General features: G+C 63.8%; 20 protein-coding genes and 1 pseudogene. 14 read left to right on the forward strand and 7 right to left on the reverse strand.

The window, feature by feature from the left end; genetic code table 11:
• Nucleotides 1-8 precede the first annotated feature (8 nt).
• From ASF60_RS12525 to ASF60_RS12550, 6 genes are all read left to right on the forward strand, one after another.
• On the forward strand, nucleotides 9-806 hold the full coding sequence (locus ASF60_RS12525; RefSeq protein ID WP_056185005.1) for a phosphoadenylyl-sulfate reductase: 798 nt from the start codon (nucleotides 9-11) through the stop codon (nucleotides 804-806).
• Nucleotides 803-1,744: a sulfate adenylyltransferase subunit CysD gene (cysD, locus tag ASF60_RS12530; protein ID WP_056185009.1), complete on the forward strand. Its 942-nt coding sequence runs from the start codon at nucleotides 803-805 to the stop codon at nucleotides 1,742-1,744. The genes ASF60_RS12525 and cysD overlap by 4 nt, the downstream gene beginning before the upstream one ends.
• Before the next feature lies 1 nt (nucleotide 1,745).
• The gene (cysN, locus tag ASF60_RS12535; protein ID WP_056185013.1) at nucleotides 1,746-3,146 is read left to right on the forward strand and encodes a sulfate adenylyltransferase subunit CysN; all 1,401 of its coding nucleotides are present in this window, start codon (nucleotides 1,746-1,748) and stop codon (nucleotides 3,144-3,146) included.
• A 228-nt stretch (nucleotides 3,147-3,374) separates the two neighbouring features.
• Complete coding sequence (locus ASF60_RS12540) at nucleotides 3,375-4,577, forward strand: pyridoxal phosphate-dependent aminotransferase (protein WP_056185016.1); 1,203 nt, start codon at nucleotides 3,375-3,377, stop codon at nucleotides 4,575-4,577.
• 102 nt (nucleotides 4,578-4,679) lie between these two features.
• Entirely contained in the window at nucleotides 4,680-5,531 is an 852-nt protein-coding gene (locus tag ASF60_RS12545; RefSeq protein ID WP_056185019.1) for an NAD(P)-dependent oxidoreductase, read from the forward strand.
• 367 nt (nucleotides 5,532-5,898) lie between these two features.
• Nucleotides 5,899-6,195, forward strand: a complete 297-nt coding sequence (locus tag ASF60_RS12550; protein WP_056185022.1) for a hypothetical protein — start codon at nucleotides 5,899-5,901, stop codon at nucleotides 6,193-6,195.
• 60 nt (nucleotides 6,196-6,255) lie between these two features.
• On the opposite strand, the pseudogene ASF60_RS12555 reads toward ASF60_RS12550, so the two are convergent.
• A pseudogene (locus tag ASF60_RS12555) lies at nucleotides 6,256-6,771 on the reverse strand (DJ-1/PfpI family protein).
• A 209-nt stretch (nucleotides 6,772-6,980) separates the two neighbouring features.
• Between ASF60_RS12555 and ASF60_RS23705 the strand changes: the two are divergent.
• Nucleotides 6,981-7,199 carry a hypothetical protein gene (locus ASF60_RS23705; RefSeq protein ID WP_082504441.1) on the forward strand — a complete coding sequence of 73 codons (219 nt, stop codon included), beginning with the start codon at nucleotides 6,981-6,983 and terminating at the stop codon, nucleotides 7,197-7,199.
• A gap of 6 nt (nucleotides 7,200-7,205) precedes the next feature.
• Here the strand turns inward: ASF60_RS23705 and ASF60_RS12560 are convergent, their stop codons facing one another.
• Entirely contained in the window at nucleotides 7,206-7,595 is a 390-nt protein-coding gene (locus ASF60_RS12560; protein ID WP_056185026.1) for a hypothetical protein, read from the reverse strand.
• 289 nt (nucleotides 7,596-7,884) lie between these two features.
• Between ASF60_RS12560 and ASF60_RS12565 the strand changes: the two genes are divergently transcribed.
• Nucleotides 7,885-8,094: a cold-shock protein gene (locus tag ASF60_RS12565; protein ID WP_055956856.1), complete on the forward strand. Its 210-nt coding sequence runs from the start codon at nucleotides 7,885-7,887 to the stop codon at nucleotides 8,092-8,094.
• Nucleotides 8,095-8,315: 221 nt separating this feature from the next.
• Entirely contained in the window at nucleotides 8,316-8,546 is a 231-nt protein-coding gene (locus ASF60_RS23710) for an AsnC family transcriptional regulator (protein ID WP_082504390.1), read from the forward strand.
• A 137-nt stretch (nucleotides 8,547-8,683) separates the two neighbouring features.
• Here the strand turns inward: ASF60_RS23710 and ASF60_RS12570 are convergent, their stop codons facing one another.
• Nucleotides 8,684-9,511: a 3'(2'),5'-bisphosphate nucleotidase CysQ gene (locus tag ASF60_RS12570; RefSeq protein ID WP_056185028.1), complete on the reverse strand. Its 828-nt coding sequence runs from the start codon at nucleotides 9,509-9,511 to the stop codon at nucleotides 8,684-8,686.
• 311 nt (nucleotides 9,512-9,822) lie between these two features.
• Between ASF60_RS12570 and ASF60_RS12575 the strand changes: the two genes are divergently transcribed.
• On the forward strand, nucleotides 9,823-10,320 hold the full coding sequence (locus tag ASF60_RS12575) for a DUF6101 family protein (protein ID WP_056185031.1): 498 nt from the start codon (nucleotides 9,823-9,825) through the stop codon (nucleotides 10,318-10,320).
• 24 nt (nucleotides 10,321-10,344) lie between these two features.
• On the opposite strand, the gene ubiA is transcribed toward ASF60_RS12575, so the two are convergent.
• Nucleotides 10,345-11,301 (reverse strand): 4-hydroxybenzoate octaprenyltransferase, encoded by a 957-nt coding sequence (ubiA, locus tag ASF60_RS12580; protein ID WP_056185034.1) that lies wholly within the window; start codon nucleotides 11,299-11,301, stop codon nucleotides 10,345-10,347.
• A 63-nt stretch (nucleotides 11,302-11,364) separates the two neighbouring features.
• The gene (locus ASF60_RS12585) at nucleotides 11,365-11,826 is read right to left on the reverse strand and encodes a hypothetical protein (RefSeq protein WP_056185037.1); all 462 of its coding nucleotides are present in this window, start codon (nucleotides 11,824-11,826) and stop codon (nucleotides 11,365-11,367) included.
• A gap of 285 nt (nucleotides 11,827-12,111) precedes the next feature.
• Here ASF60_RS12585 and ASF60_RS12590 point away from each other — a divergent pair, with 285 nt between their 5' ends.
• The 4 genes from ASF60_RS12590 to ASF60_RS12605 all read left to right on the forward strand — a co-directional run bounded on the left by ASF60_RS12590 (nucleotide 12,112) and on the right by ASF60_RS12605 (nucleotide 15,654).
• Complete coding sequence (locus tag ASF60_RS12590) at nucleotides 12,112-12,864, forward strand: 16S rRNA (uracil(1498)-N(3))-methyltransferase (RefSeq protein WP_056185040.1); 753 nt, start codon at nucleotides 12,112-12,114, stop codon at nucleotides 12,862-12,864.
• Between the two features lie 124 nt (nucleotides 12,865-12,988).
• A complete protein-coding gene (locus ASF60_RS12595; RefSeq protein WP_056185043.1) occupies nucleotides 12,989-14,356 on the forward strand; it encodes a glutamate--cysteine ligase in 1,368 nt (455 codons plus the stop codon).
• 377 nt (nucleotides 14,357-14,733) lie between these two features.
• Complete coding sequence (locus ASF60_RS12600; protein ID WP_056488419.1) at nucleotides 14,734-14,997, forward strand: sulfurtransferase TusA family protein; 264 nt, start codon at nucleotides 14,734-14,736, stop codon at nucleotides 14,995-14,997.
• Nucleotides 14,998-15,069: 72 nt separating this feature from the next.
• On the forward strand, nucleotides 15,070-15,654 hold the full coding sequence (locus tag ASF60_RS12605) for an NUDIX domain-containing protein (RefSeq protein ID WP_056185050.1): 585 nt from the start codon (nucleotides 15,070-15,072) through the stop codon (nucleotides 15,652-15,654).
• Between the two features lie 24 nt (nucleotides 15,655-15,678).
• On the opposite strand, the gene ASF60_RS23715 is transcribed toward ASF60_RS12605, so the two are convergent.
• Nucleotides 15,679-16,527: a WecB/TagA/CpsF family glycosyltransferase gene (locus ASF60_RS23715; RefSeq protein ID WP_082507927.1), complete on the reverse strand. Its 849-nt coding sequence runs from the start codon at nucleotides 16,525-16,527 to the stop codon at nucleotides 15,679-15,681.
• Between the two features lie 136 nt (nucleotides 16,528-16,663).
• Nucleotides 16,664-18,271, reverse strand: a complete 1,608-nt coding sequence (locus ASF60_RS12610) for a GumC family protein (RefSeq protein WP_244478408.1) — start codon at nucleotides 18,269-18,271, stop codon at nucleotides 16,664-16,666.
• Between the last annotated feature and the right edge of the window lie 160 nt (nucleotides 18,272-18,431).

The following is an 18,431-nucleotide window of genomic DNA, read 5'->3' on the forward strand; positions in this document are numbered from 1 at the left end:
AGTCTCTGATGACCTCTCAACTGGAAAACACGGCGCGCGACCTCGCCTCCGCCCTGGCGGGACTCGACCTCAAGGGCCGGATCGCACTCATCGAGTCGACGGTACCGGGCCGTCTGGTCTTCACCACGAGCCTCGGGATCGAGGATCAGGCGCTCACCCACGCGGTGGCGATGCACAAGGGCCGGACAGAGATCGTCACCCTCGACACCGGACGGCTCTACCCTGAGACCTACGACACATGGACCGAGACCGAATCGGCCTACGGCATCCGCATCCGCGCCTATGCGCCCGAGCGCGAGGCCGAGGAGCGCTTCGTGGCCGAGTCCGGTATCAACGGGTTCCGCCATTCGGTCGCCGCGCGGCAGGCCTGCTGCGGCTTCCGCAAGGTCGAGCCCCTGGGTCGAGCGCTGGCGGGAGCCGCCGGCTGGCTCACCGGCCTTCGCGCCGGACAGTCGGCGAACCGGGCCGAGACGCCCCTGGCCGAGGCGGATGAAGGGCGGGGCCTGATCAAGATCAATCCGCTCGCCGATTGGACCCGTGCCAACGTCGAGCGCTTCGTCTCGGAAAACTACGTGCCCTACAATGTGCTGCATGATCGCGGCTTCCCGTCGATCGGGTGCGCCCCTTGCACCCGCGCGATCCGGGTCGGAGAGGATGAGCGCGCCGGCCGCTGGTGGTGGGAGCAGGCCTCCAAGAAGGAGTGTGGCCTGCATGTCCACGCGCCCGAAGAAGACGTCGCACCCGGTCAGGAGGCGGCCGCCTTCGAAACCACCCTTCACACCAAACCTCTGGAGATGGCCCGATGAGCGCCGCACCCCTCACCACCCAGGCGGCGAGCCGGTCCGCGCGGCTGACGCACCTGCAGCGCCTGGAGGCCGAGAGCATCCACATCATGCGGGAGACGGTCGCCGAGACCGAGAACCCGGTGATGCTCTATTCCATCGGCAAGGATTCGTCGGTGCTGCTGCATCTGGCGCTGAAGGCTTTCGCGCCCGGCCGCCTGCCGTTCCCCCTGATGCACATCGACACCACGTGGAAGTTCAAGGAGATGATCGCGTTCCGTGATCGGCGCGCCCAGGAACTCGGCCTGGATCTCCTCGTCCACACCAACCAGGATGGCTTGGCCCGCGGCATCGGCCCGGTCAGCCACGGTTCGGAAGTCCATACCGACGTGATGAAGACGCAGGCGCTGCGTCAGGCCCTCGACAAGCACAAGTTCGATGCGGCCTTCGGCGGGGCGCGTCGCGACGAGGAGGCGTCCCGCGCCAAGGAGCGCATCGTCAGCCTGCGCACGGCCCAGCATCGCTGGGACCCCAAGCGCCAGCGCGCCGAACCCTGGCACCTCTACAATATGAAGAAGAAGCGCGGCGAGTCGCTGCGGGTGTTCCCGCTCTCCAATTGGACCGAACTCGACGTCTGGCTCTACATCGAGCAGGAGCAGATCCCGATCGTGCCGCTGTACTTTGCCAAGCCCCGACCGGTGGTAGAGCGCGACGGCCAGCTCATCATGGTCGATGACGAGCGCCTGCCGCTCGAGCCCGGCGAGACGCCGAAGGAGGTTTCCGTCCGTTTCCGCACCCTCGGCGATTACCCGCTGACCGGGGCCGTCGAGAGCGACGCCGCGACGCTGCCGGAGATCATCGGCGAGACTCTGGCCGCCCGCACCTCGGAGCGCCAGGGCCGCGTGATCGACAAGGACGGAGCCGGCGCCATGGAGCGCAAGAAGCAGGAGGGCTATTTCTAAGATGACGATCCATCAGGCACCCCAGGCTTTCGGCTACGACGACTTCCTGACCGCGCACCAGAACAAGGAAGTCCTGCGCTTCATCACCTGCGGCTCCGTCGATGACGGCAAGTCGACGCTGATCGGCCGCCTCCTGCACGACACCAAGCAGATCTTCGACGACCAGGTGACGGCGCTGCAGCGCGATTCGCGCAAGCATGGCACCCAGGGCGCGGAGATCGATCTGGCCCTCTTGGTCGACGGCCTCCAGGCCGAGCGCGAGCAGGGCATCACCATCGATGTTGCCTACCGCTTCTTCTCTACCGACAAGCGCTCCTTCATCGTGGCCGACACCCCCGGCCACGAACAGTACACCCGCAACATGGCGACCGGCGCCTCGACGGCGGATGTGGCCGTGATCCTGGTGGATGCCCGCCAGGGTCTGACCCGGCAGACCCGGCGCCATGCGCTGCTGGTGTCGCTGCTGGGCATCCGGCGGGTCGCGCTCGCGGTGAACAAGATGGACCTCGTCGGCTGGTCCGAGACCCGCTTCGAGGAGCTTCTGGCGGCGTTTCAGGACTTTGCGGCGCCGCTCGGCTTCACCGAGATCCGGGCGATCCCGCTCTCGGCCAAGAACGGCGACAACGTCGTGCTGCCGGGTGCCGCCGCGCCCTGGTACACCGGCACACCGCTGCTGCAATACCTCGAAGAGGTGCCGGTGCGCATCGAGGAGCAGGCCGCGCCCTTCCGCATGGCGGTGCAGTGGGTGAACCGCCCGAACTCTGATTTCCGCGGGTTCGCCGGCCTGATCGCCAGCGGGCGCGTGGCGCCTGGCGACGCCGTGATCGTGGAGCCCTCGGGCCGGACCTCGACCATCGCCCGCATCGTCACCGCCGATGGCGACCTGCCGCATGCGGTGGAGGGCCAGTCCGTCACCCTGGTGCTCGCCGACGAGATCGACGCCTCGCGCGGATCGGTGATCGTCACGGCCGATGCGCCGATGCGCGTCACCGACAGCCTCGACGCCCGCCTGTTCTGGGCCGCCGAGACCGAGTTGCTGCCCGGCGCCACGCTGCTGGCGAAGATCGGCACCGTGACGGTGAACGCCGTCGTCACCACGATCCGCACCCGCATCGACCCCGAGACGGGCAAGGCGGAGCCGGCGGCGCGCCTGACCGCCAACGACATCGCCGACGTGACCCTGACCCTCGACCGGGCGGTGGCGGTCGATGCCTACACGGCAAACCGCGACACCGGCGGCTTCATCCTGATCGATCGCGAGACCACCGATACCGCCGCTCTCGGGCTGATCCAGGCCGACGCGACTGCGACCCCGGTGAAGGACGAGCCGGCCGAAATCCGCGAGAAGCGCTCTGGCGGTGGCTTCCTGTCGAAGCTGCGCTGGGTTTTCGGCGGGATCTGACGAGTCCGGACCCGGCCCGCCGGCGCCGGGCAGCAGCCCCCCATCGACGGCCTCACCGCCGCGGCTCTCCCGGAGTCGCGGCGGTTTTTTCGTTCGTCTCAAGCCTTCGCTGGGTTGCAGGAGGGAACGCCGCAGCAACGGCAGGTCTCCCTTGCCCGTGCGCTGCGGCGCGACTACGGTCCGCGCCGCTCGATCCGACCTTCGTAAAATGTACGGGAGTGACCACCCATGGGCTTTCTGGCCGACGCCTTGTCCCGCGTGAAGCCGTCCGCGACCATCGCGATGACGCAGAAGGCCCGTGAGCTGAAAGCGCAGGGGATGGACGTAATCAGCCTCTCGGTCGGAGAGCCCGATTTCGATACGCCCCAGCACATCAAGGATGCGGCCGTCGAGGCGATCCGGCGGGGCGAGACCAAGTATCCCCCGGTCTCCGGCATCGTGCCGCTGCGCGAGGCCATCGCCAAGAAGTTCAAGCGCGAGAACGGGCTCGACTACAAGCCGTCGCAGACCATCGTCGGCACCGGCGGCAAGCACGTCATCTACAACGCGCTGCTCGCGACCCTGAACCCCGGTGACGAGGTCGTCATCCCGCGTCCCTACTGGGTGTCCTACCCCGAGATGGTGGTGCTCTGCGGCGGGACGCCGGTCTTCGCCGAGACCGACATGGCGCATGATTTCAAGCTTCAGCCAGAGGAGCTGGAGCGGGTGATCACCCCGAAGACCAAGTGGATCATCCTCAACTCGCCGTCGAACCCGTCCGGGGCGGCCTATGCCCGCGACGAGCTGAAGAAGATCACCGACGTGCTGATGCGTCACCCCCAGGTGTGGGTGCTCACCGACGACATGTATGAGCACCTGACCTACGGCGATTTCGAATTCGTCACCCCGGCGCAGATCGAGCCCGGCCTTTACGACCGCACGCTGACCATGAACGGCGTCTCCAAGGCCTACGCCATGACGGGCTGGCGCATCGGCTACGCCGCCGGGCCGGAGCACCTGATCAAGGCGATGGATTTCGTGCAGGGTCAGCAGACCTCGGGCGCGTCGTCGATCTCCCAGTGGGCGGCGGTGGCGGCCCTGGAGGGCACGCAGGCGCATCTCGGCGAGTTCCGCAAGGCCTTCCACACCCGTCGCGACCTCGTGGTGTCGATGCTGAACCAGACCAAGGGCCTGAAGTGCCCGACGCCCGAGGGCGCGTTCTACGTCTATCCGTCCTGCGCCGAGACCATCGGGCGCAAAACTCCGTCCGGCAAGACCATCGCGACCGACGAGGATTTCGTGGTCGAGCTGCTTCAGGCCGAGGGCGTCGCCGCCGTCCATGGCTCCGCCTTCGGCCTCGGCCCCAACCTGCGCATCTCCTACGCCACCTCGAACGCGGCGCTCGAGGAAGCCTGCACCCGCATCCAGCGCTTCTGCGGCTCGCTCACCTGACGGCATCGGCTGGACAGGCGTACGCCTTGCATCCTGAATGACGACCACGCCGCGGCCCTGAGCCGCGGCGTGGTCGTTCCCGTTTCGGAGGAAGCCCGCCCCATGCCGACCATCGCCATCCTCGCCGCAGGCGCCATGGGCAGCGCCCTCGCGGCCCGTCTCACCGAGAACGGCGCCACGGTGCTGACGGTCCTCGACGGACGGAGTTCCGCCACCCAATCGCGGGCGCGCGCCGCCGGCATGATCGGGACCGACCTCGTCGGCCTGATGGGTGCGGACCTCCTGCTCTCGATCGTACCCCCCGCCGAGGCCGAGCCGCTGGCCGAACAGCTCGCCCCGATCCTGGCCACCGCGACGCGCAAGCCGGTCTATGTCGATTGCAACGCGGTCAACGTCGTGACGGTCCGGCGGATCGCCGACCTGATCCGGCCGACCGGTGCGACCTTCCTGGATGCCGCGATCATCGGCCTGCCGCCGAAGCCCGGCACGCGGGGTCCGCGCGTCCATGTGTCCGGTGAGGCTCCGGAAACCGCGCGACCTCTACGCGACCTCGGTGTCGACCTCCGCGTCGTTGAGGGTGGAATCGGCGCCGCTTCGGCCCTGAAAATGTCCTATGCCGGCATCAACAAGGGGCTCACCGCCCTCGCGTCCATCATGGTGCTCGCTGCCGATCGTGCCGGGGCCGGCGACGCCCTGCGGGCCGAACTCGCCGAGAACGAGCCGGAGCTGTTCTCACGCTTTGCCCGCAATCTCCCCGATATGATCCCGAAGGCCCGACGCTGGGTCGCCGAGATGCATGAAATCGCCGCGTTCCTCGGCGACGATTCAGATGGCCGTCAGGTTTTCTCAGGTGCCGCAGGCCTTTACGCCCGGTTGTCGGACCCCTCGTCCGACAATGAGCGCGCGACCTTGCAGGCCTTCGCGACGGCGTGCGGATCGTCGCAGCCGGAATGACGCGGCTGTTCCCGGTTGCCGCCCTCGCTCCCGCCACCTACATCGGCGATCCCTGCTGCTGAGGCGCTCGACGGTTTCGCGAACCCTCTCGGGCTTGGCATGGCGGCGGGGTCTGTCGTGACGGGGCGATGCGGACCAGTTCTCTGCGGCGTTCCTGTGAGGCCTTGTGGGCCGGGTAGCGACAGGCGTGTCACGGACGCGGGGAACAGGAACCGCTGCCGTGGCGCAAGGCCCACATCGATAAAGCGCACCGAATTGAAACGCGTAGCCTGTTCGCCAGGAGGGTGGTCGTTAATGCTCTTCGGCAACTGTAGGAATCGGTCGGGGAACCGGCCGGGTGCCAACGCGTAGTTTCGGGCCTGACCACATGAGACGCCTCCTGACGGGTGGCATCAAGGCGATCCTCGCGGTCGCTGCGCTCTCCACCGCCGCCCACTGGACCTTGCGCCTGCAGCGCGAGCCTGCCTCTTCTGTCCGAGTTCCGGCGGATGCCGCTGATCCCCTCACCACCGGGTCGATCACATCGCGCTCCTCGGAAGGGACGGCCCGCGTTGAGGCGGCTTCCGACTTCGCCAGGACTCTTGATCAGCGTCGGCTGTCTGAGCTCTTCGCCGGCGCCGTCCCGGATCAAGCAAAGATTCAGAAAACGGTCATCAAGCACTGATCCCGCCGACGGACCGCGCGCGATCTCTGACCGCTCACGGGCTGCTGATATGGGAGGCCCCTAGGCGGCAAGCCGTCGAACGCCGTGATTCCATTGTTCGATCTCCTCGATGATCTTGGCACTGAAAGCATCGAGCTCGCCCAGGTTACGGCTCGTGACGATGCCTTGATCGGCAACCACCGGCGGATCTTGCCGCTCCGCGCCGGCGTTGACGACATCCGTGTGGATCGACGCGAATGAGGTCATCCGACGACCCTTCGCCGCCCCGACCTCGATGAGAAGCCAGGGCGCGTGACAGATGGCGGCCACGTCCCTGCCGGACTCCACAAACCTTCAAATGAGATCCAAAGCGCTTGGCTTAAGGCGCAACTTGTCCCGGTTGATCTGTCCGCCAGGAAGTATCAGCGCATCGTAGCCGTTCTGGTTTATAGTTTCGATGTTCTGATCGTAGCCGACGTTCTTTCTCCAGTCCGCCCTGTCCCGTCCACGAATAGATTCCGATCCACTCCGAGACTTTGGGGCAGCAATGTGAACAATCGCGCCGGCTTGATTCAGCTTGCTTTGCGGAACCGTCAGCTATGTCTCTTCAAAGCCGGCGGTTGCGATGATCGAGACATTAGCCTGCCTGATATCAACCATTCAGAACTCTCCGGACCTGGGTGAGGATGTGGAACTGAACGGGTCCGATCGGATGCGGGTTCCCGGCGGAACCCCGCCCTGCTCGACCGTGTTGGTTCAGGCATCTCGCAGACAAGAACAGGAGGCTTCGCATGGCCAACCATGAAATGGCCAATCCCGGCCTGCCGATTCCCGAGCCTTTGCCGGGTGGGATTCCCGGTGATCTGCCCACCCCGCCTACGCCTGACGAAGAACCCGACATCGGACCGACCGGTCCTCGAACGCCGTATCCGGTTAACGATCCCGGGATTGGCGAGCCGGCCGGCCCGGGCTCCGAGCCGGATTATCTGCCGGGCGGCCCGACCGACCCCGGCGTCAGGATGTGATCCTCGTCAATGATCCCCGTGTGAAGCGCGCACATCGCGCGGTGCGCTGAGAATTTCGGAGAGGCTCGTCGCAACGTGACGGGCCTCTTCGTCGGTTAGGCGCAGCTGAAAGGGGGGTAGGGCACCCGCTTGCAACGCTACGACAGCTTGGCCCTGTTCGTCAGTCCCGACTTCGATGGCTGACGATGTGACATCGAGCATTGCGATGTCTTCGTCGCTCAGGTCATCCGGAATATCTCCGTCATCAGGCTCGTCGATGGCGGTCAAAAGTTGGCCCACTGCGCGGACGAGCGCGCGCGCAGCCCGCGCGTCCATAACGACCGCTGTCGCTTGATCGTCCTTCTGGAATGAAAGCTGAATGTTCGCCCCTTCGAGGGAAACTGAGATGCCCGCCATGAATCGCCTAACTGCCTGCTCGGGAACTTTTATATGCGGTCGGGGGGGCAATTAACACAGGGGCTGCGCCCCCGCCCGCCCCGCCAGAGTGCTCTTAGGTCGGATCGAATGCCTTGTTGCGGCCGCATGATCGGACTACATGAGTTGTAGCGGGTATCGGTGAGCTGAGATCTTGTACCGTCAAGCGTCTCACGTCCTGCTGATTCCGTCAGGCCTACCGAAGAGGATCCGCTGCTTGCGTCGAGTAGACGCAGGCTGTTGATCGACGAACGATACGAGGATCTATTTCGTGAATACCGGTACTGTAAAGTGGTTCAACGAGACCAAGGGCTACGGCTTCATTCAGCCTGACGACGGCGGCAAGGATGTGTTCGTTCACATCTCCGCAGTCGAGCGCGCTGGCATGCGCAATCTGATCGAAGGTCAGAAGATCTCCTACGAGATTCAGACCGACAAGCGCAGCGGCAAGGACTCGGCTGGTAACCTCCAGGCGGCCTGACGCTCCCGGCGCCAGCCCTTGGGCTGGCGTCACCCTCCAGGGCCTCTGACGAGGCTTCCGCTGCCGATGGTCATGACGGTTCCCCACAGGATTTGTGGCGTGAATCGGATCGGACTTCGGTAAAACTTTAGCACCAACGACGTACCAAGCTCGTTTTGGGCTGAAACGTCCGAGATACGGCAAGCAAAACCTGCACGTTTTTGAAAGCACACAAGAAAAATATGTTGTTTGAATACACCCGGCGCCGTGGCGCCCGTTCGCCCGTTACTGATGCGGCGACCTTCAAGGTGGATCGTCTGAAGCAGTCGATGGCACATGAAGCTAAGACCATTGATCTCAGCCACCTTATCGATACTTCTTACAACTACCATTCGGCACGCGAATTGCGTTGGCATCTTGCTGAGCGCTTTGGTATGGCGCCTGAAGCTATCGCGTTGCGCGAGCATCACTGATCAAAGTAGCCACCAAGTTCCGTTTGGAGGCGTGATCGGCGCTTCAGTCCTGGAAAGTCAAACGAAGTGACGTCGAGCCCGGCACCATGGTGTCGGGCTTTGCTATTTGGCATCCGAGTGGGGTGTCGTGGATCGGATCAGAGCTGACCCATGGCTGCCACGACGCCATCTCGAAGGCCGCGCGACACCGCGACGAGCTCGCCATGGACGGGGTCCGGACGATTGTAGGTCGTGGGATGCCCCTTGAGATCGCAGACGGTTCCCCCTGCTTCGCGGAGGATCAGGTCGGCACCGGCGAGATCCCAATCTCGGGCATTGGGAGAAACCAAGCCGACATCGATGGAGCCTTCAGCGACCCGAACGACCCTCAGAGCCAGGGACGGAACGCGTTCCACAGCAACGAGGTCGGCTCGGGTCCCCGCCGAGCCGGCGCCGCGTGCCAGCCGATCCATCATCGGTTTCGGGCCGGTCACCCGGGCACCATCGACACCGGCATGGTCTGAGGCTGCGATGGTCTGGCCGTTCCGCGTCGCCCCCAACCCCGCGGCCGCCTCGTAGAAGGTGTCCGTTACGGGGGCATGCACGAAACCGAGGACCGGCTGCCCGCCCGACAGCAGGGCCACGGCGATGGACCAGTCCGGGTGTCCCGACATGAATGCTCGCGTTCCGTCGATCGGGTCGACGATCCAGACAAGATCGGCTTCAAGCCGGACGGGATTGTCGCTGGTTTCCTCTGAAAGCCACGCCGCCCGGGGTAGCATCGCGCTGAGCCGTACCTTCAGGAACGTGTCAACGGCCACGTCGGCCTCCGTTACCGGGGAGCCGCCGGATTTGGACCAGACACGTGCGCCCGTCTGTCCACCAGCTTTGAAGAACGGCAGGGCGAGGGCTGCCGCCTCTCGGATCGTAGCGCGCAAGGCGGGGAGGAGGGCATGCACGGCGTCTGAGGCGATCGGGTGGGACATGCGTCTCCAGATAGGTAATGGGAATTGGGCTTGGCGCCGAGGCCCGTTCGCTCGTCATTCGCGTGTGCCGGGAAGCGCCTCGCCTGTTCTAAGGTGCTGAGCGGATTGTCACAAGCGGAGCTCCGCAGATCTCGATACGCACGAATGTCGTTGAACCCGGCAAGGAAACGTTGAGCATTCTGGCTGCTTCTCCCTTGTCCATACTCGCTTAACGCTCACTCTTAAGGTGGTCTGAGGAGGTTAGACGCAATTCTGCTTGTCATAGACGGGTGGCCCACAGAGGTTGCCGGGACCAACAGGGTGTACGAGCCATGAAGACTTTCGCGAACATGAATGGGATGTCCCCGGCGGGCTCCTTTGAAGAGCTTTTCGCCGCATTCGCTGCATCCGATCTGCCGGTGATCACGCACAGCGGAGCGCGTCGCCCGGCCGGTATCGCTCTAGCCTTCGCTGAGGATGATTCGGATGCCTGTGGCGAGGATCGTTTTGACCTCTTGCTCGTCGACGCTGCCGGCGGAGTGGTGACCCGGCTCGGGCCATTCTGTGAGAATGAGGTGGTGGCGCACTGGCGGGACTTCGCAGCCAAGTCCGGATTGCCGCGTATGATCGTCAAGGAGGATGGCGAACTGGCGAGTGTGTCGAACCAGCTCGGTCCGGTTGCTCTCGGTCGGACCCGCACTCGTCGCCGTCACGGTCTGCTAAACGGTCGCCGCCCGCGCTTCCTCGTCAGGCGCAAGACCGGTGCTCTTCCGGTCCGCCCCCTGATCCATCGCGGTGAGAGCGAAATCATCTCCGGCGCCCGCTGCTGATCAACTTCACAGATTGAGTCGGCGTCAGCCGACAATCTGCTTCAAAGCAGCATCTGCCGCGAGACTAAGAAACAGGATCAGACCCGCCTGTCGATTTGATCGGAACAGCATGAGCGCCCCGCGTCCGTCGCGCGTGTCGAGGCGCAGCACCTGCGAACCGAGATGAGCAGCGAACAGGATGACGCCGAAGAGACCAACGGCACCAGCACCAGCCAGGAGTGCAGCTGCTGCGATGAAGCCGACGCTGGCTCCATAGCAAAGCCCGATCGCCCCCCGCATCCGACGGCCGAAGAAGCGTGCCGACGAGCGGATTCCGGCGATCTCGTCGTCCTCGATATCCTGGACCGCGTAGATCGTATCGTAGCCGATCACCCAGGCGATGGTGCCGGCGTAGAGCAGCAGGGCAGGCGCATTGAGCTGCCCGAACACCGCCACCCACCCCATCAGTGCGCCCCAGGCGAAGGCGAGACCGAGAACCGCCTGCGGCACCGGCATGATCCGTTTCATGAACGGATAGATGGCGACGGGTATCAGGGAAGCGATTCCGACGGCGATTGCCACAGCATTGAATTGCAGCAGGACGGCAAGGCCGACCAAGGACTGGACCACGAGGAACAGCGCGGCGTGGCGCGCCCGGATCTGGCCCGAAGGAAGCGGACGGGAGCGAGTCCGCTCCACCTGCGCATCAAGATCGCGGTCGGCGATGTCATTGTAGGTCGAACCGGCGCCGCGCATGGCTACCGACCCGATGAAGAACAGCACCAGGTGGAGAGGGCTGGGAGCGGCTGCCCCGCTCGCGATGGCTGCGAGCGCGGACGACCACAAGCACGGTAGCAACAGCAGCCACCAGCCAATCGGCCGATCGATCCGGGCAAGCCGGAGGTAAGGGCGTGCCCGCTGCGGCGCCACCCGGTCGACCCAATGGCCGGCTACGGCGTCGGCGACGCGGTGGTCCGCCCCGTGGGAGCCCGCATCGGTCATCGGCCCGCTCGGTGCCTGCAAGTCGACGCGACCAGGCCTGTCAACGAATGCGATGGCACCGGGTCAGAGGGCGCCCTGCGGCATCTTCAAGCTTCCGGTCAGCCCCGGACCGCCGAGCAAACCGCCGCCGCCACCACCGTTCTGGGCTTGTGCCCGGGCCTGAGCCTCCATCTTAGCGGCCTTGGCGGCGACGCCGCAGACCTGCGTCCGGATGCCGGACACCTTGGTATGATCGGCCTTGAAGCCCTCGGCGAAGGAGTCCGGGATCGAGCACCACTCCTTGTTGGCGGTGATCCACTTCAACCCGGCGACGCCGTTGGCCTGGAGCTTCCCGAAGAGCGTGCAGGCTTCGGCGGGCGTCATCTTCTTCTTCGAGTTCGAAGCGGCGTTCGCCTTGCCGATGAGGTCCTTTCGGGCCTGAAGCGTCTGCTGGATTTCGCCGCATTCGGCAGCCTGTGCGAAAGCCTGCCCGCTGAACAGGACCGCACCGGCGACAGCAGCGGCGGCGATGGTTTTGAACGACATGATTCGAAATCCCTTCTCCCACCACGCGTGGATCCGGCTGGCTCAGCCCAGTCGCCGGCTGCGGAATGGCCTGTTTCGCGTTGGGACGCGCCTGCTTCTGAGCGCACTCCGTTCTTCACATTGTTTCGGCATAGGAATGTGGCGTCTTTCAAGCTGCAAACGCTACACCCGGATCGAATGTGGATTCGCGGCGCAATGTTTCGGCGTGTTGCGGATCAGCATCAGGGCGGCCCGGTTGAGCCTGAGCCGTTGACAGCTGAAACACCCCACGCGACCACACCGGTCATGGCCGCTTATGACTTCACCGCACCGCGTCTCTATGTCGAAGCCCAACTCTTGCCCGGGGCCACGCTCCCGTTGGACCGGGCGCAGGCCAACTATCTCCTGAATGTCCTGCGGCGAGGACCGACGGATCCGGTGCTGTTGTTCAATGGGCGGGACGGCGAGTGGAGTGCCGAGATCGCGCCGACCGGCCGCAAGAGCGCTGACCTGATCGTGCGAGAGCGCACACGCCAACAGCCGGAGCGTGCAGACCTGCACTACCTTTTTGCCCCCCTGAAGACGGCACGTCTCGATTACATGGCCCAGAAAGCGGTCGAGATGGGAGTTGGAACGCTCAGGCCGGTTCTGACTCGCTACACCCAAAACGAGCGGCTCAATATCGATCGCTTGCGCTCCAACACGATCGAAGCCGCCGAACAATGCGGCATCCTCGAGATCCCTGTCATCCAGGACGTCGCCAAGCTTCCTGCTGCGCTTGCCGACCTCAACCCTTTGCGTCTGTTGGTGTTCTGCGACGAGGACGCCTCGGTGTCAGATCCAATTCTCGCGCTGCGTCAGGTGGCCAATCCTGCCGCGCCGCCGCCCCTCGCAGTATTGGTCGGCCCGGAGGGCGGCTTCGCACCCGAGGAGCGCGCCCTTATCCTGGAGCGTCCGAATACGGTTGCCTTATCGCTCGGTCCTCGCATCCTGAGGGGCGACACAGCAGCTGTGGCGGTGCTCGCGCTCGTCCAGTCTGTCCTCGGTGACGCACGCTGAGGCAGTCTGGTCCCGCGTTGTTCGCCGGGGTCCCCTGGCCTATGAGGCGAGTTGACCAGATAGAGGCCACGCTGCTGCGGTCCGGCGCGCCTCTCCCTTGAACGACCTTCTGAAGAGGCTGCGCATGGCGCGCGATACGTCCGATACGACGCCCCTGACCACGCGTGACGAACTCATCGCTTGGTTTGCCGAGGGCGAGAAGCCGCGGGATCGCTTCGCCATCGGCACGGAGCACGAGAAGGTCCCCTTCTATCGCGACGGTAATCGTCCGGTTCCCTACGAAGGGCCAAACGGCATTCATGCGCTGTTGCAGGGGGTCGCGCAGGAAACCGGCTGGGAGGCGATCGAGGATGCTGGGCATCTGATCGGCCTCGCGGGTGCGGAGGGGGGAGCGATCTCCCTGGAGCCGGGCGGACAGTTCGAATTGTCTGGTGCCCCGCTCCCGGATGTCCATGCGACTACCGCCGAACTGCAGGCGCATTTGGATGCCACTTCCCGGGTGGCCGACGGCCTCGGCATCGGATTCCTCGATCTCGGGATGAGTCCCAAGTGGACACGGGAGGAAACCCCTGTGATGCCGAAGAGCCGCTACAAGATCATGGCGTCGTATATGCCGAAGGTCGGCAGCCTCGGTCTCGACATGATGCTGCGGACCGCCACCGTACAGGTGAATCTCGATTTCGCCTCCGAGGCCGATATGGTGGCCAAGATGCGCGTGGCGCTGGCTCTTCAACCCGTGGCGACGGCGCTCTTCGCCAATTCCCCGTTCACCGATGGACGTCCGAACGGATATCTTTCGCGGCGGTCGGAGATCTGGCGCGATACCGATGGCGATCGGACCGGCATGCTGCCGCGCGCTTTCGAGGCAGGGTTCGGATACGAATCCTACGTCGATTGGCTCCTCGACATGCCGATGTATTTCGTCAAGCGTGGTGAGACCTACCACGACGTGTCCGGCGCCTCGTTCCGCGACCTGATGGCCGGCCGTCTGGCTGCCCTGCCGGGTGAGCGCGCAACGGTGTCGGACTGGGCCAACCATGCCTCGACCGCCTTTCCGGAGGTCCGCCTCAAGCGCTTCATCGAAATGCGGGGTGCCGATGTCGGTGGACCCGCGATGATTGCCGCACAGGCCGCTTTCTGGGTCGGGTTGCTCTACGATGAAGCGGCGCTGGCAGCTGCCTGGGATATCGTCAAGGACTGGTCCGCCAGCGATCGAGAATGCCTGCGCGCGACGGTGCCGCGTCTCGGGCTCGCCGCCCGCATCGTCGGTCGCCCTCTTGGGGCTGTTGCTGCCGAAGCGCTGATGATCGCTCGAGCGGGGCTTGTCGCCCGTGCTCGAAAGGATGGCCACGGGCGGGACGAATCCCACTTTCTGCAGCCACTCGAAGCAATCGTCGCTGCTGGACGGTCTCTCGCTGAGGACCGCCTTGCGGATTACGAGGGGCCTTGGCAGCGCTCGGTTGAGCCAGCTTTCACCCAGTGCATCTTCTGACTGTCTCGGGACCGGATCGTGGGCCCCATCTCCGCCGGAATGTAGGAGGGAACACGCACCGGTTCGCTTCACTGATCCTGAGGGAGATGAATCGCCGAACCCTCCGTTCACTTGAGCGATTTTTCACCTTTGGAGGCCGCACGCATTATGACCGGGGCTATGTCGGCGCTGGATATGGGGCGTACGGCCACAGCGGACCGTGATACGCTTATGACTATGGATACCCGGCTTACGGTCACTGATTTTAAGATCCGGACACGTCAGAACCTTAACCTAACCCCGAGGTTCCGGTGGGCAGTCGTTCCTGTTTGCCGGGGTTTTGCTATGTTTAAGCGATCCGCCTGGAGTTGAGCATATGAGCGGGTTAGGGGATGCGGATGGCGGATGATTCAACCCTGCGCCTTGATCTCAGCGGCCTGAAATGCCCCTTGCCCACGCTTCGCACCCGAAAGGCGCTGCGGAGGCTCTCGCCAGGCACAATTCTAGTTGTGACCTGTACTGATCCGATGTCGGCGATCGATATCCCGCATCTGGTCCGCCAAGAGGGCGACATCCTCTTGAGCCAGGATGCGACGGCCACCCATGTGTCATTCACAATCCGCAGAAGCGCGACGGAAATCACGCCGGGCTCGCCTCAATGATGCGCCAAGCTCCTGCTAGGCCCCGAAACATCCGATCGCCCTGACCGCGGTGATCTGAACGGGGAGAGCAGAATGGCGCCAAATATCCGCGGCACCCGGATTGTGCACGACGGCTGGAGCCGGTTCCTCGTCGCAGAGGTAACGATGGGCGATGGTACCCGTCTCGCGCGCGAGATCGAGGATCACGGACGCGCCGCCGCGGTCCTCCCCTATGACCCACTTCGCCGCGTCGCACTGCTGGTCGAGCAATTTCGTGCCCCTGCCTTCTACGCTGCCGGCGCGACATCCGTTCTTGAGGTCCCTGCCGGCCTCCTCGATGAGGCCGAAGCGGACGATGGCGCGCGACGCGAAGCCTTTGAGGAGACCGGCGTACGTCTCGGAAAGCTGGAATTCGTTACCTGCGCCTGGAGCATGCCAGGAATATCGACCGAGCAGATCGATCTGTTTCTGGGGGCTTACGACGCTGTCGATCGTGTTGGCCCAGGAGGGGGTCTCGCCGGGGAGCACGAGGACATCATTGTCCGAGAATTGGCACTGAACGAGCTTGCCGCCATGACCGACCGAGGTGAGATCACCGATCTTAAGACCATGACGTTGATCCTCTCCCTCCGACTACGTCATCCGGATCTTTTTATCCCCGACAAGGTCGTTTCCTGAAAATTCCCGGTGTCTGAACCCGGATCAAGGTGTATCGCGTGCACCGCTTGGTGTGGATGCTGTCGTGGCTCTTTGAGGATTGTGTCTGACGAAAAACCTTCGAAGGACCAATCCCACCAAGCGCCAGGATCGGACAAAATACCGACGGAACAGACGGTGTGGCGCGTTCAGGAAGCGGAAAAGCCACTCGAGGCCGGCACGTTGAAGAATCACGGGTGCGCGAGGGACCAAACCAGCCGCAACGTTTAAAGCTTCTCCTACGGCGAGCACCATTGGGCCCCCGAGGGCTTCACCCTGGCGATCGACCCAGATTTCGGATCGGGGAGCGCCAACCCCGAACACCAGCAGCGTTGTACCATGCGCGCGCACTGCCGCCGCGAGTTGTGTCCCGTAGGCTTCGTCGGCCTCGAATCCGTAAGGAGGGACCGTGACGGCGATGGCGTGGCGCGGAAGGCCCTTCGCAAGAAGACGCTCCGTCAGGCGCGTGCCGACGATTTCCGATGCACAGATAAGGAAGATCCGTTGGCCGGCCGGCCATGGCTCGGCGAAGGCTGCCTCCACGAGGTCATGTCCAGTGACCCTTCGAGCCGTTGTCGCACCGGAGAGCCGTGCTAGCCAGACCAGCGGCATTCCGTCGAGCGTTCTTGCAACGGCCCGATCATAAGCTTTCCTGAATGCTACGTTTTCGGAAAGCGTAACGATGTGATCGAGGTTTGCCGTCACGATCAAGCGCGGACCCGTGACAGATTGGTCGCGGGCGACAGAGAGGATTTCGACGGCCGATCCGGGCGTGAACGTGATGTCGAACAGGCGAACACGCCTGTCGTCGCCTGAGCAACTCCCCTGATTTCTCCTGCCGTCGCTGTTGGTCAAAAGATGCCCTGCCCATCTAAATGGTCGGTTTGATCCACCCCGCGTAGAACAACTCCGTTCACTACCTCATGGTGCGATCCAACGCGCCAACCTCCCCATGGCTTGGTGGCGCGGACGAGAACACTCACGGACGTTCTCACGCATCAACGGCGCGGAAGCTGCGCGCACCTGACATCGATTTTTGGGTAGCCGGCCAAGCCAAACGCCGGTCGCGCCGTGCCCCGGACAGCAGAGCCAGACCTGAGCCAACAGCAAGTCCGACCAGCAGGGCAAACGGCAAGACCACCTTCGGCGAAGGAGGCCAGGTGCGGCTGCGTGGAGGCGTCGCCGACGAAATAACCCGTACATTCGAACTGTTCAGGCGCTCTTGCTCGCTTGTCTCGCGCGAGCGGCGCAGGAAGGCTTCGTAAATCGACCGACGGGCATCCAGTTCGCGATCAAGCTCGCGCAAACCCACGTTGGCCCGATCGTTCCCGGCGGTTTCCACCTTGGCCCTCTCAAGACTCCGTCGAACCGCTGCTTCGTTGGCGGCGGCGCGATCATGCTCCTTCTGCGACGTATCGATGATCCGCTCCTTCTCACGTTGGATCAGTCGCTGAAGATCACGCTGTTGCGCGTACTGATCAGCCATGGCCGGATGGCGATCGCCCAGCCGCGCCGCGAGTTCGGCCGTACTCCGCGAAAGGGTGGCGTATTGCTGCCTTAGGTTCTGCATCTCTGTCGACTGCAGCATTTCCGGAAGGGCTGTGCCAGCTTCCCCCGTCCGCATTCGCCGCGCCTGATCCAGCCGAGACTTGGCGTCTGCCAACCTGAGAGTTGCGGCTACAAGTTGCTGGTTCAGATCGCTGAGCTGCTGATCGCTCAGTAATCGTCCGCTCGATGTCACGAGCTTGTTCGTCTCGCGATATTGCAGAACCTTGCGCTCTGCCTCCTCAACCGCTTGGCGCAAAGCCGTCAAACGGCTCGTCAGTGCTTCCGAAGCTCGACGCGCAACATCGGTACGAGCCGAAGCTTCCTCGGCGAAATAAGCATCTGCAATCCCGTTGGCGATCCGCGCCGATTTTTCCGGATCCCGGGTCTGCACGTAGACATCGATCACGAAAGTCCGCTCGGCGCGGCGAACGCCCAGCTTGAGGCGCAGGTTGTCCAGCGCGAGATTAACGGGGTCTCGGCTCGCCGGCGGCGTTTCCATGCCGAGGATCGCTTTCACCCGGATCATCAGAGGGTTGGTCGAGGCAGGCGAAACGAATTCCTCGTCGTGCGTCAGATCAAGGTTCTCGATGACCCGGCGTAACACATTGTCCGATTGAATGACGCGAGTCTGGCTCTCGGCAATCGACACGCCGCTGTCGGCTTGCGGCTGGCGATTGCTGAGGTCGTTCGCAATAACCGGCAGGTCGGCCGGATCGACCAGGATTTGTGTGACGGCTGTATAGGTTGGTGTCATCGTATTCAGCAGTGCCACGGCGATGATCACCGTCATGAGTCCGCTCAGCAGGATCAAGATTTTCCCGCGCCAGAGGCGCCGCAGCGCCAGACGGCCATCGAAGCTGCTCTTTGGTGTTGTCTCGACGATCACCGGCTCCCCGCGAACCTGGCTTCCGAAGTCGAACATCTGTTCCGTCTCCCGACTTGGCCGCTCCTGAAGCGCAAAGTCCGACCTGCCGTTCAAACTGCATTCGTCCCATTTCCGATCGGTGCCGTTCCGGAATGAGACGATCGCGACGCGAGAAACGACGAACACCCGAGGTTCCGCAGATCGCATGCCACAAGGAGCCCTACTATCGACGGAACACCCGAACCATTCTGAATCATCGTTTCCCAAAGATGGTTGATTTTAGCGGACCAAGCTTGATGAAGAAAAATCCTACGGCGTGTTGTCGCTTATGGCCGCGGTATAACTT

Origin of the sequence: Methylobacterium sp. Leaf113 (assembly GCF_001423325.1) — a bacterium.
In the GTDB taxonomy this organism is placed as follows: domain Bacteria; phylum Pseudomonadota; class Alphaproteobacteria; order Rhizobiales; family Beijerinckiaceae; genus Methylobacterium.